The 17642-nt window shown below is 33.7% G+C and carries 14 protein-coding genes; 12 read left to right on the top strand and 2 right to left on the bottom strand.

Annotated features, from left to right (window positions below):
• Positions 1-158: 158 nt before the first annotated feature.
• From rpoC to tuf, 6 genes are all read left to right on the top strand, one after another.
• A complete protein-coding gene (rpoC, locus tag AC1Q7N_RS09440) occupies positions 159-3755 on the top strand; it encodes a DNA-directed RNA polymerase subunit beta' (protein ID WP_002438689.1) in 3597 nt (1198 codons plus the stop codon).
• 327 nt (positions 3756-4082) lie between these two features.
• Complete coding sequence (locus tag AC1Q7N_RS09435; RefSeq protein ID WP_001832275.1) at positions 4083-4343, top strand: ribosomal L7Ae/L30e/S12e/Gadd45 family protein; 261 nt, start codon at positions 4083-4085, stop codon at positions 4341-4343.
• A gap of 90 nt (positions 4344-4433) precedes the next feature.
• The gene (gene rpsL, locus AC1Q7N_RS09430; RefSeq protein ID WP_001833079.1) at positions 4434-4847 is read left to right on the top strand and encodes a 30S ribosomal protein S12; all 414 of its coding nucleotides are present in this window, start codon (positions 4434-4436) and stop codon (positions 4845-4847) included.
• 70 nt (positions 4848-4917) lie between these two features.
• Positions 4918-5388 carry a 30S ribosomal protein S7 gene (gene rpsG / locus AC1Q7N_RS09425; protein WP_001137495.1) on the top strand — a complete coding sequence of 157 codons (471 nt, stop codon included), beginning with the start codon at positions 4918-4920 and terminating at the stop codon, positions 5386-5388.
• 119 nt (positions 5389-5507) lie between these two features.
• Positions 5508-7589 carry an elongation factor G gene (gene fusA / locus AC1Q7N_RS09420; RefSeq protein ID WP_001832287.1) on the top strand — a complete coding sequence of 694 codons (2082 nt, stop codon included), beginning with the start codon at positions 5508-5510 and terminating at the stop codon, positions 7587-7589.
• A gap of 218 nt (positions 7590-7807) precedes the next feature.
• Positions 7808-8992: an elongation factor Tu gene (tuf, locus tag AC1Q7N_RS09415; protein ID WP_001832289.1), complete on the top strand. Its 1185-nt coding sequence runs from the start codon at positions 7808-7810 to the stop codon at positions 8990-8992.
• 125 nt (positions 8993-9117) lie between these two features.
• Here the strand turns inward: tuf and AC1Q7N_RS09410 are convergent, their stop codons facing one another.
• Entirely contained in the window at positions 9118-10287 is a 1170-nt protein-coding gene (locus tag AC1Q7N_RS09410) for a M20 family metallopeptidase (protein ID WP_002494717.1), read from the bottom strand.
• A gap of 573 nt (positions 10288-10860) precedes the next feature.
• Between AC1Q7N_RS09410 and AC1Q7N_RS09405 the strand changes: the two genes are divergently transcribed.
• A complete protein-coding gene (locus AC1Q7N_RS09405) occupies positions 10861-11370 on the top strand; it encodes a GNAT family N-acetyltransferase (RefSeq protein ID WP_001832276.1) in 510 nt (169 codons plus the stop codon).
• A gap of 251 nt (positions 11371-11621) precedes the next feature.
• On the top strand, positions 11622-12572 hold the full coding sequence (locus tag AC1Q7N_RS09400; RefSeq protein ID WP_002438698.1) for an ornithine cyclodeaminase family protein: 951 nt from the start codon (positions 11622-11624) through the stop codon (positions 12570-12572).
• Between the two features lie 87 nt (positions 12573-12659).
• On the opposite strand, the gene AC1Q7N_RS09395 is transcribed toward AC1Q7N_RS09400, so the two are convergent.
• The gene (locus AC1Q7N_RS09395) at positions 12660-12869 is read right to left on the bottom strand and encodes a hypothetical protein (RefSeq protein ID WP_002469109.1); all 210 of its coding nucleotides are present in this window, start codon (positions 12867-12869) and stop codon (positions 12660-12662) included.
• 258 nt (positions 12870-13127) lie between these two features.
• Between AC1Q7N_RS09395 and AC1Q7N_RS09390 the strand changes: the two genes are divergently transcribed.
• From AC1Q7N_RS09390 to AC1Q7N_RS09375, 4 genes are all read left to right on the top strand, one after another.
• A complete protein-coding gene (locus AC1Q7N_RS09390; RefSeq protein WP_001832307.1) occupies positions 13128-14084 on the top strand; it encodes an NAD-dependent epimerase/dehydratase family protein in 957 nt (318 codons plus the stop codon).
• 456 nt (positions 14085-14540) lie between these two features.
• Complete coding sequence (locus AC1Q7N_RS09385) at positions 14541-15617, top strand: branched-chain amino acid aminotransferase (protein WP_001832304.1); 1077 nt, start codon at positions 14541-14543, stop codon at positions 15615-15617.
• 269 nt (positions 15618-15886) lie between these two features.
• Positions 15887-16603 carry an IspD/TarI family cytidylyltransferase gene (locus AC1Q7N_RS09380; RefSeq protein ID WP_001832311.1) on the top strand — a complete coding sequence of 239 codons (717 nt, stop codon included), beginning with the start codon at positions 15887-15889 and terminating at the stop codon, positions 16601-16603.
• On the top strand, positions 16596-17627 hold the full coding sequence (locus AC1Q7N_RS09375; protein WP_001832309.1) for an alcohol dehydrogenase catalytic domain-containing protein: 1032 nt from the start codon (positions 16596-16598) through the stop codon (positions 17625-17627). The genes AC1Q7N_RS09380 and AC1Q7N_RS09375 overlap by 8 nt, the downstream gene beginning before the upstream one ends.
• The last annotated feature ends 15 nt before the right edge of the window (positions 17628-17642 follow it).

The following is a 17642-nucleotide window of genomic DNA, read 5'->3' as shown; positions in this document are numbered from 1 at the left end:
TAAGCACTTAAGATAACTAAAACCTTAGAGGTATGGAATGCTAGTCATTTCAACCTCTTTAAGGTATTTAATTTCAATGAATGTAATCAATCAAATAGCACAGCTAATCTAAATTGAAGGAGGTAGGCTCCTTGATTGATGTAAATAATTTCCATTATATGAAAATAGGATTAGCTTCACCTGAAAAAATTCGCTCTTGGTCTTATGGTGAAGTTAAGAAACCTGAAACAATAAATTACCGTACACTTAAGCCTGAAAAAGATGGTCTATTCTGTGAAAGAATTTTCGGACCTACTAAAGATTGGGAATGTAGTTGTGGTAAGTACAAACGTGTACGCTACAAAGGTATGGTATGTGATAGATGTGGCGTTGAAGTAACGAAATCAAAAGTGCGTCGTGAAAGAATGGGTCATATTGAATTAGCAGCACCCGTATCTCACATTTGGTATTTCAAAGGAATTCCAAGTCGTATGGGGCTATTATTAGATATGTCTCCTAGAGCATTAGAAGAAGTAATATACTTCGCTTCATATGTTGTAGTTGATCCAGGACCAACTGGACTTGAAAAGAAAACATTATTATCTGAAGCTGAATTCAGAGAATATTATGACAAGTACCCAAATCAATTTGTTGCCAAAATGGGTGCAGAAGGTATTAAAGACCTATTAGAAGAAATTGATTTAGATGAAGAATTAAAAGAGTTACGTGATGAGCTTGAATCTGCAACAGGTCAAAGATTAACACGTGCGATTAAACGTTTAGAGGTAGTTGAGTCATTTAGAAATTCTGGGAATAATCCTTCTTGGATGATTTTAGATGTATTACCTATTATACCACCTGAAATTCGTCCGATGGTTCAATTAGACGGTGGACGTTTCGCTACAAGTGATTTAAATGACTTGTATCGTCGTGTTATCAACCGTAACAACCGTTTGAAACGTTTATTAGACCTTGGAGCACCAGGTATCATCGTTCAAAATGAAAAACGTATGTTACAAGAAGCAGTCGATGCTTTAATTGACAATGGTCGTCGTGGTCGCCCTGTAACAGGACCAGGTAACCGTCCATTGAAATCTCTTTCACATATGCTTAAAGGTAAGCAAGGACGTTTCCGTCAAAACTTACTAGGTAAACGTGTTGACTATTCAGGACGTTCAGTTATCGCAGTTGGACCAAGCTTGAAAATGTATCAATGTGGTTTACCAAAAGAAATGGCGCTTGAATTATTTAAACCATTCGTTATGAAAGAGTTAGTTCAACGTGAAATTGCTACAAACATTAAAAATGCTAAAAGTAAAATTGAACGTATGGACGATGAAGTTTGGGATGTGCTTGAAGATGTTATAACTGAGCATCCAGTACTATTAAACCGTGCTCCAACATTACACAGATTAGGTATTCAGGCATTTGAACCTACTCTAGTAGAAGGTCGTGCAATTCGCCTTCACCCTCTTGTTACAACTGCTTATAATGCAGACTTTGATGGTGACCAAATGGCTGTTCACGTTCCATTATCAAAAGAAGCTCAAGCTGAAGCACGTATGCTTATGCTTGCAGCACAAAACATCCTAAACCCTAAAGATGGTAAGCCGGTTGTAACACCATCACAAGATATGGTTTTAGGTAACTATTACCTAACATTAGAGCGAAAAGATGCCGTGAATACTGGTGCAATCTTTAACGATACTAATGAGGTTTTAAAAGCTTATGCAAATGGTTATGTACATCTACACACTCGTATTGGTGTTCATGCTAATTCATTCAATAATCCAACGTTTACTGATGAGCAAAATAGCAAAATTTTAGCTACATCAGTAGGTAAAATTATTTTCAATGAAATTATTCCTGATTCATTTGCATACATCAATGAACCAAGTCAAGCTAACCTAGAAAGAACGACACCTGATAAATACTTTGTTGATCCTACGCAATTAGGTGAAGGTGGACTAAAAGAATACTTTGATAATGCAGAACTTATTGAACCTTTCAACAAAAAGTTCTTAGGAAATATCATCGCAGAAGTATTCAATAGATTTAGCATTACTGATACTTCAATGATGCTTGATAGAATGAAAGATTTAGGATTCAAATTCTCATCTAAAGCTGGTATTACTGTTGGTGTTTCTGACATTGTTGTACTTCCAGATAAACAAGACATTTTAGATGAACATGAAAAATTAGTTGAACGTGTGACTAAACAATATAATCGTGGTTTAATCACTGAAGACGAGCGTTACAATGCGGTTGTAGAAATTTGGACTGACGCAAAAGACCAAATTCAAGGCGAATTAATGCAGTCTCTTGAGAAAACTAACCCAATATTCATGATGAGTGATTCTGGTGCCCGTGGTAATGCATCAAACTTCACTCAATTAGCTGGTATGCGTGGTTTAATGGCAGCACCATCTGGTAAGATTATAGAATTACCAATCACATCTTCATTCCGTGAAGGTTTAACGGTATTAGAATACTTTATTTCTACACACGGTGCGCGTAAAGGTCTTGCCGATACAGCACTTAAAACAGCTGACTCTGGTTACCTTACTCGTCGTCTTGTTGATGTAGCACAAGATGTTATCGTTCGTGAAGAAGATTGTGGTACAGACCGTGGTTTATTAGTTTCTGATATAAAAGAAGGAACTGAAATGATTGAACCATTTATCGAACGTATCGAAGGTCGTTATTCTAAAGAAACAATTCGCCATCCTGAAACAGACGAAGTAATTATTCGTCCAGACGAATTAATAACACCAGATATTGCAAAACAAATCACTGATGCAGGTATTGAGCAAATGTATATACGCTCAGCATTTACATGTAACACACGTCATGGTGTATGTGAAAAATGTTATGGTAAAAACCTTGCTACTGGTGAAAAAGTTGAAGTGGGTGAAGCAGTTGGTACAATTGCCGCTCAATCTATCGGTGAACCAGGTACCCAACTTACAATGCGTACATTCCACACTGGTGGGGTAGCAGGAAGTGACATCACTCAAGGTCTTCCTCGTATCCAAGAAATCTTTGAGGCACGTAATCCAAAAGGTCAAGCTGTGATTACTGAAATCGAAGGTGTAGTTGATGATATTAAATTAGCAAAAGATCGCCAACAAGAAATAATTGTTAAAGGTGCTAATGAAACTAGATCTTATCTAGCATCAGGTACTTCAAGACTTAAAGTTGAAATAGGTCAATCTGTTGAACGTGGTGAAGTTCTAACAGAAGGATCAATTGAACCTAAAAACTATTTATCTGTAGCAGGCCTAAATGCAACTGAAAGTTACCTATTAAAAGAAGTACAAAAAGTTTACCGTATGCAAGGTGTTGAAATTGACGACAAACACGTTGAAGTTATGGTAAGACAAATGTTACGTAAAGTTCGCATCATTGAGGCTGGTGACACTAAATTATTACCAGGTTCATTAGTTGATATTCATAACTTTACTGACGCTAACAGAGATGCATTCAAACATCGTAAACGTCCAGCTACAGCTAAACCAGTATTACTTGGTATTACTAAAGCTTCTCTGGAAACTGAAAGCTTCTTATCAGCAGCTTCATTCCAAGAAACAACACGTGTGCTTACTGATGCAGCTATTAAAGGTAAACGTGATGATTTACTTGGTCTTAAAGAGAATGTTATTATTGGTAAGTTAATTCCTGCTGGTACTGGTATGAGACGTTACAGTGATATTCAATACGATAAAGCTACTGCACCAGTAACAGAAACAAGTGAAGAAGTTGAAACGATAGAATAACGAGTCTAATTAGATTTCGATTTATGACATTGTCACAAATCAATTATTAGGCGAAAATTATGAGCCATAAAATTCTAGTACAGAAATTTTCAGACGAAAATATTTGTGCCAGAGTTATCATTCAAGAGTGGGACGATGCGTTTAGTTTAATTTATGTCCCACTCTTTTCTTTTTTGCTACAAATTATAGATATTGTAATAATTACTATGAAATTTTGAAGTGCTTTGTATTTTATTTATAAATGCAAATATAAGTTGTTGACTACTAGTAACAAATAATGTTAATATATTAAAGGTTGATGCAAGCAGAACTTTGGAGGATATTTAGATGTCTAATGAAAAAGTTGCACGCTTTAACAAACAACAATATGTAGTTGGTCTTAAAGAAACGCTTAAAGCGTTAAAGAAAGGTCAAGTTACATCATTGATTATTGCTCAAGACGTTGAAGTTCATTTGCTAACTCGCGTGTTAAGCTATATCAATCATAAAAATATACCAGTATCATTTTTTTCTAGCCAACGTGCGTTAGGAAAATATGTAGGTATTAATGTTAATGCGACAATAGTTGCATTAATAAGTGAGAATTAGTAAGTGTTTTACTTACTAAATTTTATTTAACCTTAAAATGAACCACCTGGATGTGTGGGATTAAAAAATGAAGAGAGGAGGACATATTCAATGCCAACTATTAACCAATTAGTACGTAAACCAAGAAAAAGCAAAACGAAACAATCAGATTCACCAGCTTTAAACAGAGGTTTCAATAGTAAAAAGAAACAATTTACTAACTTAAACTCACCTCAAAAACGTGGTGTATGTACTCGTGTAGGTACAATGACACCTAAAAAACCTAACTCTGCGTTACGTAAATATGCACGTGTGCGTTTATCAAATAACATTGAAGTTAACGCATACATTCCTGGTATCGGACACAACTTACAAGAACACAGTGTTGTACTTGTTCGTGGTGGACGAGTGAAAGACTTACCTGGTGTGCGTTACCATATCGTACGTGGTGCACTTGATACTTCAGGTGTTGATGGACGTAGACAAGGACGTTCATTATACGGAACTAAAAAACCAAAAAATTAAGTTTAAGATTACGTAAATTTTAAATATATTTTTAAATAATATACTATAATAGGAAGGGAGGATTTAGATTATGCCTCGTAAAGGATCAGTACCTAAAAGAGATGTATTACCAGATCCAATTCATAACTCTAAGTTAGTTACTAAATTAATTAACAAAATTATGTTAGACGGTAAACGTGGAACAGCTCAAAGAATTCTTTATTCTGCATTTGATCTTGTTGAACAACGTAGTGGTCGTGATGCATTAGAAGTGTTCGAAGAAGCAATTAATAATATCATGCCAGTATTAGAAGTTAAAGCTCGTCGTGTAGGTGGTTCTAACTACCAAGTACCAGTTGAGGTGCGCCCAGAACGTCGTACTACTCTTGGATTACGTTGGTTAGTTAACTATGCGCGTCTTCGTGGTGAAAAAACTATGGAAGACCGTTTAGCTAACGAAATCTTAGATGCTGCAAATAATACAGGTGGTGCAGTCAAAAAACGTGAAGACACTCACAAAATGGCTGAAGCGAACAAAGCATTTGCTCACTACCGTTGGTAAGATTAAAGCAATTACCCTGAGTGTGTTCCGTTATATGGTTTACCAATAAATGGCTCATGCTTAGGGCATCGCCATATCTATAGTACTTATTCAGTAAATACTGGAAGGAGAAAAAATACATGGCAAGAGACTTTTCTTTGAAAAATACTCGTAATATCGGTATCATGGCTCACATTGATGCTGGTAAGACAACTACGACTGAACGTATTCTTTACTACACAGGTCGTATCCATAAAATTGGTGAAACACATGAAGGTGCTTCACAAATGGACTGGATGGAACAAGAGCAAGACCGTGGTATTACTATCACATCTGCTGCTACAACTGCACAATGGCAAGGTCACCGTGTAAACATCATTGATACTCCTGGACACGTAGACTTCACAGTTGAAGTTGAACGTTCATTACGTGTACTTGATGGTGCCGTTACTGTACTTGATGCACAATCAGGTGTAGAACCTCAAACTGAAACAGTTTGGCGTCAAGCAACAACTTATGGTGTACCTCGTATTGTTTTTGTAAACAAAATGGACAAATTAGGTGCGAACTTTGAATATTCAGTAAGCACTTTACATGATCGTTTACAAGCAAATGCAGCACCTATTCAATTACCTATTGGTGCAGAAGATGAATTTGAAGCAATCATTGACTTAGTAGAAATGAAATGCTTTAAATATACAAACGACCTAGGTACAGAAATCGATGAAATCGAAATTCCAGAAGACCATAAAGAAAGAGCTGAAGAAGCTCGCGCTCAATTAATTGAAGCTGTTGCTGAAAACAACGACGATTTAATGGAGAAATATCTTGGGGATGAAGAGATTTCAGTTGATGAATTAAAAGATGCTATCCGCCAAGCTACTACTGACGTAGAATTCTACCCAGTACTTTGTGGTACAGCGTTCAAAAACAAAGGTGTTCAATTAATGCTTAATGCAGTAATTGATTATTTACCTTCACCATTAGATGTTAAACCAATTATTGGTCATCGTGCGAACAACCCTGATGAAGAAGTTGTTGCTAAACCAGATGATTCAGCAGAATTTGCTGCTTTGGCATTTAAAGTTATGACTGACCCTTATGTTGGTAAATTAACATTCTTCCGTGTATACTCTGGAACATTATCTTCAGGTTCATATGTGAAGAACTCTTCTAAAGATAAACGTGAACGTGTTGGACGTTTATTACAAATGCACGCGAACTCACGTCAAGAAATTGACACTGTTTATTCAGGTGAAATTGCAGCTGCAGTAGGCCTTAAAGAAACAGGTACTGGTGATACTTTATGTGGAGAGAAAAATGACATTATCTTGGAATCAATGGAATTCCCAGAACCAGTTATCCACTTATCAGTTGAACCAAAATCTAAAGCTGACCAAGATAAAATGACTCAAGCTTTAGTTAAATTACAAGAAGAAGACCCAACATTCCATGCACACACAGATGAAGAAACTGGACAAGTTATCATCGGTGGTATGGGTGAATTACACTTAGATATTTTAGTTGACCGTATGAAGAAAGAATTCAACGTTGAATGTAACGTAGGTGCTCCAATGGTTTCTTATCGTGAAACATTTAAACAACCTGCACAAGTTCAAGGTAAATTCTCACGTCAATCTGGTGGTCGTGGTCAATATGGTGATGTTCATATTGAATTCACTCCTAACGAAACAGGTGGCGGTTTCGAATTCGAAAACGCTATTGTTGGTGGTGTAGTTCCTCGTGAATACATTCCATCAGTTGAACAAGGTCTTAAAGATGCTATGGAAAATGGTGTCTTAGCTGGTTATCCATTAATTGATGTTAAAGCTAAATTATTTGATGGTTCTTATCATGATGTCGATTCATCTGAAATGGCCTTCAAAATTGCTGCATCATTAGCGCTTAAAGAAGCTGCTAAAAAATGTGATCCAGTTATCTTAGAACCAATGATGAAAGTTACTATCGAAATGCCTGAAGAATATATGGGTGATATCATGGGTGACGTGACTGCTCGTCGTGGACGTGTAGACGGTATGGAACCACGTGGTAATGCTCAAGTTGTTAACGCATATGTACCACTTTCAGAAATGTTTGGTTATGCAACTTCATTACGTTCTAACACGCAAGGTCGCGGTACTTACACAATGTACTTTGACCACTATGCAGAAGTTCCTAAATCAATTGCTGAAGAAATCATCAAGAAAAATAAAGGTGAATAATATAACTTGTTAAGACTAGCTATGCTAGGTTAAAATACAGGTTGAGCTTATTTATAAGCTGACATTTTTATGATTTGATTTTTAGGGGTAAATGCATTATAAAAGAATTATAAATTCTTTTATGCTACACTCAATCAATTTTCTTCTCATGATGGTGAGAAACTATCATGAGAGATAAATTTGAAATAACTTTTATTAAGAATAGGAGAGATTTAATAATGGCAAAAGAAAAATTTGATCGCTCAAAAGAACATGCCAATATTGGTACTATCGGTCACGTTGACCATGGTAAAACAACTTTAACAGCTGCTATCGCAACTGTATTAGCTAAAAATGGTGACACTGTTGCACAATCATACGATATGATTGACAACGCTCCAGAAGAAAAAGAACGTGGTATTACAATCAATACTGCACATATCGAATACCAAACTGACAAACGTCACTATGCTCACGTTGACTGCCCAGGACACGCTGACTATGTTAAAAACATGATCACTGGTGCAGCTCAAATGGACGGCGGTATCTTAGTTGTATCTGCTGCTGACGGTCCAATGCCACAAACTCGTGAACACATCTTATTATCACGTAACGTTGGTGTACCAGCATTAGTTGTATTCTTAAACAAAGTTGACATGGTAGACGACGAAGAATTATTAGAATTAGTTGAAATGGAAGTTCGTGACTTATTAAGCGAATATGACTTCCCAGGTGACGATGTACCTGTAATCGCTGGTTCTGCATTAAAAGCATTAGAAGGCGATGCTGAATACGAACAAAAAATCTTAGACTTAATGCAAGCAGTTGATGATTACATTCCAACTCCAGAACGTGATTCTGACAAACCATTCATGATGCCAGTTGAGGACGTATTCTCAATCACTGGTCGTGGTACTGTTGCTACAGGCCGTGTTGAACGTGGTCAAATCAAAGTTGGTGAAGAAGTTGAAATCATCGGTATGCACGAAACTTCTAAAACAACTGTTACTGGTGTAGAAATGTTCCGTAAATTATTAGACTACGCTGAAGCTGGTGACAACATCGGTGCTTTATTACGTGGTGTTGCACGTGAAGACGTACAACGTGGTCAAGTATTAGCTGCTCCTGGTTCTATTACACCACACACAAAATTCAAAGCTGAAGTATACGTATTATCTAAAGATGAAGGTGGACGTCACACTCCATTCTTCACTAACTATCGCCCACAATTCTATTTCCGTACTACTGACGTAACTGGTGTTGTAAACTTACCAGAAGGTACAGAAATGGTTATGCCTGGCGACAACGTTGAAATGACAGTTGAATTAATCGCTCCAATCGCTATCGAAGACGGAACTCGTTTCTCAATTCGTGAAGGTGGACGTACTGTTGGATCAGGCGTTGTAACTGAAATCTTTGAATAATATATTATTCATCAAAAAAGACTCCCATTTGGGAGTCTTTTTTTGTTATATCTCTGAATATAACTCATTCAATGTTCATTATGCTATTTTATTTAAATGATTTAATACACTTAGTTATCCTCTTGTTAAAAAACATTTTCAATTTCTAATATTTTTAAAAATTCACTAGCTGCATATTTTAATGAAGATTCATCAATGTCAAAATGAGGATTATGATGAGGTGCAGTAATGCCTTTGTCTTTATTACCACAACCAGTTAAGAAGAATGCACCAGGTCGTACTTTAAGGTAATGTGAAAAGTCCTCACCAATCATCATTAAGTCTGACTCATTAAATCTTAAATGTAAATCATTAGCTGCTTGTTTGACTACATCATATGATTGTTGATGATTGTGTACTGGTAAATAACCTTTAATATATTCCAATTCATATGTAATATCGTTTGATAAAGATAAACCTTGTAAGAGCTTATCCATTTTATTTTGAACATGACTTTGTAATTTTGTGTCAAAAGTACGTACAGTACCTTTACAAAAAGCTGTATCTGGAATAACACTATCTGTTGATCCTGCTTGAATCATTCCGAAAGTAAGAACAGCTTCCTTTACTGGATCAATTGTTCGAGAAATTATTTTTTGGGCACTTAAAATAAACTCAGCCATAATGACAATAGGGTCTATTGTTTCGTGTGGTTTTGCACCGTGACCACCTTTTCCATATATAGTCACACTAAATTCATCTGGTGAAGCCATTATTGCTCCAGGTCTAGAATAGATTGTCCCAGATGGATAACCACTCCATAAGTGTGTGCCATATATTTTATCGACATTCTGTAGACAGCCATCATCAATCATCTCTTGAGAACCACCTGGCATAATTTCCTCACCATATTGGAATATAAAAACAACATTACCTTTCAATAAATGACGATGCTCATGAACAATTTCAGCTACTCCAAGCAAAATAGCTGTATGTCCGTCATGTCCACAAGCATGCATGCACCCTTTATTTTTTGAACGATAGGGTACATCATTTAATTCTTGAACAGGTAGTGCATCGAAATCTGCTCGTAATGCAATCGTTGGTCCATTTGAATCAGATCCTTTAAAAGTTGCTTTTATACCATTACGTCCAACTGGTGTTTCTATGGTGCATGCTAATTGGCTCAATTGATTTACAATAAAATCATGCGTACGTTTTTCCTCAAAAGAAAGTTCTGGGTATTGATGCAAATATCGTCGTAATTGCACCATTCTCTTTTCTTTATTACTTGCTAATTGAAACCAATCAAACACATGTATCACTTCTTCCATCTTAATTATTGATATTAGTATATCATTATTGTTTTAGCTTAAATAGACTTTGTTTTGTTATTAAGATATCACACGTTTTTTACACTATCTATTAAGATTTGGAAACATTAAAATGATTAAATATAAATGAATAGCCCCATAAAAATACAACACAAATCATAATACCTCACTTAAAATTAATAAGAAAAAATCGTCCATAAAATTTTTGTTATTAACTGTTATTATAGAAGATAAAGTTTATGTAAAAGTATTCAAAAATATGTAGAATACTAAAATACTAGGTAGTGATGTGAATTAGGCGTATTTCTAAGAATTTAATTGGTATACGACATTTTAATATTATATGAAGTTCTGGCTAAAGGAATATTAGAATTAGTAATTATAGTTTATTAGAAGTGGAAAAAATTAAAAAGTAAGAAAATTATTATAAAATAATACCTTAACTTATATGTAGAAATATAAAATTATTATGATATAGTTTGTTATAATTTTTGATGTTCACAGTTAATCACATTAAAATAGAGTTATCAATAATATAAGTTATGGGGTATTTAAGTGGAGGAAATAAGACCAATAACCTATCAAGATAAAGAGGCATACTATTATTATATTCAAGAGTGGTATGAAAATGAGGAAAAAGTGGTACCAGGGAATACAGATATTGCCAATTATAGTTCATTTAACAATATGGTTGATCGGCTTAATTGTAGTGAAGTTGATGAGGGTTTTGTACCGACTACAACACTATTTTATTTTAAAGATTCAATTATTATAGGTGCTGTTGATATCAGACATCAATTAAATGATAAACTATCTAATATTGGTGGTCATGTGGGATACGGTGTAGCTAAATCTTATAGAGGGAAAGGTTACGCTACTATCCTTCTAGAAAAGGCTTTAGATGAACTTAAGACATTAAATGTAGAGGTCGTACTTATGACTTGTAATCCACTTAATTTTGCTTCTCAAACAGTGATGAAGAAATGTGGTGGATATCAAATTGAATCCTATATTAAAAAAAATGGTAAACCTGTTCATCGATATCATATACCTAATACAAAATAATCATGATTATTAAGAATATATTGTGATAAAGCAAATATATGATTTTTATTTTTAAAATGATTAGAAGAAAAGAGCTTTTTAAAGTCAATATTATTTGAGATAGGAGCTTAGACTTTTAAGTTTATTTAAGCAAAAGAATTTTAATGGAGACTTACGATTTAACACATCTTGTTATATTAAACTTTGTGAAAAACTTAACCATCTAAATAATCCTATATAATACATTAAACGCGTGGGGGGGATTCATAATAATGAAATATATAGATGAGCAAACACAAGCTCAATTATTAGACATGAATGAAGTCATTTTAGAAGTAGAAAAAGCTTTGCAAGCTTTTTCAGAGAATAAGACGATAACGCCATTAAGATATGTTTTGCCATTTAATGAGCAAAATCGTTATTTAGTGATGCCAGCATTATCAGATGAATTAAATATCGTTGGACTTAAAACAGTCTCATTTGCACCTGAAAATTCAAAAAAAGGGAAAGCGACTATTACTGGATCAGTTATTTTAAGTGACTATGAAACAGGAGAAACATTGTCTATATTAGATGGTGGTTTTCTTACTAAAGTAAGAACTGGTGCAATTTCAGGTGTAGCTACTAAATATCTAGCAAAAGAAAACGCTAAAACACTTAGTGTAATAGGGGCAGGTGTACAAGCTGAAGGTTTAATTGAAGCGATACTTGCTGTTAGAGATATTGAAAAAATTCACATCGCAAGTAGAACGTTCGAAAAAGCAGAAAAATTTGCTCAAAATATACGAAATCGATTTAATATTAAAGTGAGTGTATTTAGATCGGCAGATGAAGCGATAGACAGTGCAGATATTGTAGTTACAGCAACAAATGCAAATCAGCCCGTTTATACTCATTCTTTACATCCAGGCGTGCATTTAAATGCAGTCGGATCCTTTAAACCAGATATGCAAGAAATACCTTCAGAAACAATGCTTGTTGCTAATAAAATTGTTGTTGAATCTATGGAAGCAGCTTTAGAAGAAACAGGTGATTTAAAAATTCCTCAAGCAGAAGGAATATTAACTAAAAATATGCTACATAGTGAATTAGGCGACATTATTTCTGGTGAAAAAGTTGGCCGCGAAACTGAAGAAGAAGTGACAGTCTTTAAATCGGTCGGTCTAGCAATTGTAGATATCATTGTGGCACAATATTTTTATAAAAAATTAATACAATCTTAGGTTAAATCAATGTTAGGAAAAATAGAGCAGGTAGACCCGTAACTGCTCTATTTATTTTTTATCTGACGATAGGGAAATTACTTTTAACTAAGATTGATGTTTATAATTAGTTATACATTTGAACAATGCAACTACAAATAGCATGATAAAAATAATTAAACTGATACTTGATAATAGCACAGGCACAACTTGATGTTTATTAATAAGTACATTGATATCTACAATTAAAAAAATAACGAAAATAATCATAGATATAATTAAATTTGATTGACGACGTAGGTATGAACTTCGTTTCATCTACAATACAAATCCCCTTTAAAATTCAATACTTTTAGTATATATTTTATCGTATTTTACTAACAAAGAGCAAACCTACCTTTTTAGTCGTCAGTCACTGTGCCTTCAGACAAACGTTAGACTAACGTACGCGTGACTTTACAAATAAAGAACATATTTTATAAAGAAATTACCATCATATTATTATATTTTTTAAGTAAGAGGATTGTTCATTCTACAAAAGTTGCGTTTTATATTTAAATATAAGGAGATTAGTTTATGAAAAAAATAATAATCACTGGAGCACTTGGTCAAATTGGTACTGAATTAGTTATTAAGTGTAGAGAAAGATATGGAACTGAAAATGTATTAGCTACTGATATAAGAAAGCCAGAACCACACTCTCCAGTTAAAAACGGTCCTTTTGAAATCTTAGATGTTACAGATAGAAATCGTTTATTTGAAACAGTGAGATATTTCAATGCTGATACACTTATGCATATGGCTGCACTGCTTTCTGCTACAGCGGAAAAGAAACCACTAGTTGCCTGGGATTTGAATATGGGGGGACTTATAAATACACTCGAAGCAGCAAGAAGGTATCAATTAAAATATTTTACGCCAAGTTCAATAGGAGCTTTTGGTATTTCGACACCTAAAGTAAATACACCTCAATTAACAATACAACAACCAACGACTATGTATGGTATAAACAAAGTAACTGGGGAATTATTATGTCAGTATTATTATGTCAAATTTGGAGTAGATACACGTAGCGTTAGATTTCCTGGTTTAATTTCACATGTTAAAGAACCTGGCGGTGGCATAACAGATTATGCAGTTGATATGTATTTTAAGGCAGTTAGAAAAGGACATTATACAAGTTATATTAATCGTTACACTTATATGGATATGATGTACATGGAAGATGCTATTGATGCGATTATCAAATTAATGGAAGAAGACAGTGTTAAATTAAAAACAAGAAATGGCTATAACTTAAGTGCGATGAGTATTGAACCTGAAATGCTAAAACAAGCTATACAAGTATACTATCCAGATTTCACCTTAGATTATGACATTGATTTAGAGCGTCAAGATATTGCATTAAGTTGGCCAGATAGTATAGATACGAGCTGTGCTCAGGAAGAGTGGGGATTTGATCCTAAATATGATTTACCAACTATGACTAAAGTGATGTTAGAGGCAATTGAGAAAAAACAAAAAGAATGCTGAGCCCATACCGATTTTTTAAAGTATATAGCTATCTTTTAAAACTTTAATAAAAGATACTGCATCAAAAAATTGGATGACAAGTGAAGTTAGAAGCAGTTTTTCGCGTAACTACATTACACAAATTGTCTGATTTATATATCATCTCATACAGATGTTTTTTGGCTCATATGGTCAAATTGAATGATAATATATAGGGTAAAGAAAAGTCTATTTTAGTTCCAAGTCTACTTTTAAAGAAGCTAATTTTCGATGAGAACACAAATTTAATTACGGAAAAAATAGGTGATGATAATAACATAACTTGTAACTTAATAAAGGTAGTGTTTTACTTATACTGTATACATAATAAAATTAATATCTATTTTGAATATTTAGAAAATTCATTGAATAGTAGAATCACGATTGATATAATTTAGTGTATCTATTTAATTGGAATTATATTAGGAGGCAACAGTCATGTCAGAAAAAGTAAAATTCGAAAAAAGAGAGTCTTTAAAAGAAAAACCTGATACAGCAAACTTAGGATTTGGACAATATTTCACAGACTATATGTTAAGTGTTGATTATGACGCTGATCAAGGATGGCATGATATGAAGATTGTGCCGTACGCACCATTTGAAATTTCACCAGCAGCGCAAGGGTTACATTATGGTCAGGCAGTTTTTGAAGGCCTTAAAGCCTATAAACATAATGGAGAAGTTGTATTATTCCGCCCAGATCAAAACTTCAAACGTATTAATAATTCTTTAGCACGTTTAGAAATGCCAGAAGTTGATGAAGAAGCATTATTAGAAGGGTTGAAGCAGCTTATCGACGTTGAACGAGATTGGGTACCTGAAGGCGAAGGTCAATCGTTATATATTCGTCCTTTTGTATTTGCTACTGAAGGTGTTTTGGGTGTACGTTCTTCACATCAATATAAATTACTAATTATTTTATCTCCGTCAGGCGCTTATTATGGTGGTGACACATTAAAGTCAACTAAAATTTATGTCGAAGATGAATATGTACGTGCAGTACGTGGAGGTGTAGGTTTCGCTAAAGTTGCAGGTAACTATGCTGCCAGCTTACTCGCACAAACAAACGCTAATAAATTAGGTTATGACCAAGTATTGTGGCTTGATGGTGTTGAACAAAAATATGTTGAAGAAGTTGGTAGTATGAATATTTTCTTCGTAGAAAATGGAAAAGTAGTTACGCCAGCATTAAACGGTAGTATCTTGCCTGGTATCACTAGAAAGTCAATTATTCAATTAGCTGAAGATTTAGGTTATGAAGTTGAAGAGAGAAGAGTTTCTATAGAAGAGCTGTTTAACGCATATGATAAAGGTGAACTTACAGAAGTATTTGGTTCAGGTACAGCAGCTGTTATCTCTCCTGTAGGTACACTTCGCTATGAAGATAGAGAAATTGTTATTAATAACAATGAACCTGGTAAAATCACTCAAAAATTATATGACACATATACTGGTATTCAAAGTGGCAAATTAGAAGATAAATACGGATGGAGAGTAGAAGTTCCTAAGTATTAAAAATAGAGTTTTCAATTATTTGTTAACTATCATCTATAGTATATTTATTATTTGGCAGATTGATTTTTAAATTTCAATCTGCTTTTTAAAATCCTTTTATATAAAAATATTTTTTAATTAATTATTCATTTCATATTTTTGTTGTGTGTGGTAAAATACAATTGATATAAAATGAATATAAATTAATTAGATTTAGACAGAGAAACTTTTTTAACGTATGTTTTTTCTGTCTTTTTTTATTTACACAACTAAGAATAAGGAGAGATAAAATGATTTATGCGGGTATATTAGCAGGTGGTATTGGTTCTAGAATGGGAAATGTTCCATTACCCAAACAATTTTTATCATTACAAGGAAAACCTATTATTATTCATACAGTAGAAAAATTTTTAATGTATAAGGACTTTGATGAAATCATCATTGCCACGCCTCAAAAGTGGATCAATTATATGCTCGATTTGCTAAACAATTATCAATTAGACGATAAGAAAATAAAAGTAATACAAGGCGGAGACGACCGAAATCACTCTATAATGAATATTATAGAAAGCATTGAGCAACATAAAAAATTAAATGATGAAGATATAATCGTTACCCATGATGCAGTTAGGCCATTTCTAACAAATCGAATTATTAGAGAGAATGTGGAATATGCCAGTCAATATGGTGCAGTAGATACGGTTGTTAATGCTGTTGATACTATCATTTCTTCAAATGATGCACAATTTATTTCTGGGATTCCAATAAGAAGTGAGATGTATCAAGGACAGACGCCTCAAACTTTTAAAATAAAAGAGTTAAAGGATAGCTATTTATCGTTAACTCAATCTCAAAAGGAAATATTAACTGACGCGTGTAAAATACTCGTAGAATTGGGTAAGCCAGTAAAATTAGTCAAAGGAGAGTTATTTAACATAAAAATAACAACACCATATGATTTAAAAGTTGCGAATTCAATTATTACTGGAGCTGTTGATAATGATTAATCAAGTATATCAATTAGTAAGTCCACGACAATTTGAAGCAACATTTAAAACTATTGATTTACATAATCATAATAGCAAAGTTATTGTTCGACCCTTATATTTGTCAATTTGTGCAGCCGACTTGAGATATTATTGTGGAAATAGAGATAGCAAAATTTTATCTAAGAAATTACCTATGTCATTGATTCATGAAAGTGTAGGTGAAATTGTATACGACTCTGAACATCGACTGAAAAATGGAACTAAGGTTGTTATGATTCCCAATACACCGTCTAAATCGCATAATATTATTGCAGAAAATTATTTAACTTCTAGTCATTTTAAGTCAAGTGGTTATGATGGTTTTATGCAAGATTATATAGTAATGAAACCTGATAGAGTAGTCACTTTACCACAAGAAATTGATTTGAGTGTAGCGTCGTATACTGAATTAGTTACAGTTAGTGTTCATGCAATAGATCGTTTTCAATCAAAAGCAATACCACAATTTGAATCATTGGGGATATGGGGAGACGGTAATTTAGGGTATATCACTGCAGTTTTACTAAAAAAACTATATCCTACTACAAAAATAATAGTTTTTGGAAAAACATTATATAAATTAAGCCGTTTTTCATTTGTAGATGAAATTATTCAAATTGACAATATTCCTCAACATATCAAAATTGATCATGCATTTGAATGCGTGGGTGGTAAAGGAAGTCAGCAGGCTATTGAACAAATTATTAATATTATTAATCCTGAAGGGAGTATCGCTTTATTAGGAGTGAGCGAACTGCCTATACAAGTGAATACAAGAATGGTTTTAGAAAAAGGTTTAACTATAATTGGTAGTAGCAGAAGTGGTTTAAAGGATTTTGAAAAAACTATTGAATTGTATCGTAAATATCCTGAAGTTCTTAATCAATTAGCATTACTTAAAGGTAAAGAATTTGAAATAAATACCATAGAAGATCTCATTACAGCGTTCGAATATGATATTTCTAACGCATGGGGAAAAACAGTTTTAAAATGGAATATTTAAAGAAAAGGAAACAAC

Source organism: Staphylococcus sp. GW823-FHT05F06 (assembly GCF_058795495.1).
This window is presented reverse-complemented; position numbering and strand designations above follow the sequence as displayed.

Excerpts from the sequence above, each read along its gene's own strand:
- rpoC (WP_002438689.1), top strand. The coding sequence starts at position 159 with ATGAAAATAGGATTAGCTTCACCTGAAAAAATTCGCTCTTGGTCTTAT.
- AC1Q7N_RS09435 (WP_001832275.1), top strand. The coding sequence starts at position 4,083 with ATGTCTAATGAAAAAGTTGCACGCTTTAACAAACAACAATATGTAGTT.
- rpsL (WP_001833079.1), top strand. The coding sequence starts at position 4,434 with ATGCCAACTATTAACCAATTAGTACGTAAACCAAGAAAAAGCAAAACG.
- rpsG (WP_001137495.1), top strand. The coding sequence starts at position 4,918 with ATGCCTCGTAAAGGATCAGTACCTAAAAGAGATGTATTACCAGATCCA.
- fusA (WP_001832287.1), top strand. The coding sequence starts at position 5,508 with ATGGCAAGAGACTTTTCTTTGAAAAATACTCGTAATATCGGTATCATG.
- tuf (WP_001832289.1), top strand. The coding sequence starts at position 7,808 with ATGGCAAAAGAAAAATTTGATCGCTCAAAAGAACATGCCAATATTGGT.
- AC1Q7N_RS09400 (WP_002438698.1), top strand. The coding sequence starts at position 11,622 with ATGAAATATATAGATGAGCAAACACAAGCTCAATTATTAGACATGAAT.
- AC1Q7N_RS09395 (WP_002469109.1), bottom strand. The coding sequence starts at position 12,869 with ATGAAACGAAGTTCATACCTACGTCGTCAATCAAATTTAATTATATCT.
- AC1Q7N_RS09390 (WP_001832307.1), top strand. The coding sequence starts at position 13,128 with ATGAAAAAAATAATAATCACTGGAGCACTTGGTCAAATTGGTACTGAA.
- AC1Q7N_RS09385 (WP_001832304.1), top strand. The coding sequence starts at position 14,541 with ATGTCAGAAAAAGTAAAATTCGAAAAAAGAGAGTCTTTAAAAGAAAAA.
- AC1Q7N_RS09380 (WP_001832311.1), top strand. The coding sequence starts at position 15,887 with ATGATTTATGCGGGTATATTAGCAGGTGGTATTGGTTCTAGAATGGGA.
- AC1Q7N_RS09375 (WP_001832309.1), top strand. The coding sequence starts at position 16,596 with ATGATTAATCAAGTATATCAATTAGTAAGTCCACGACAATTTGAAGCA.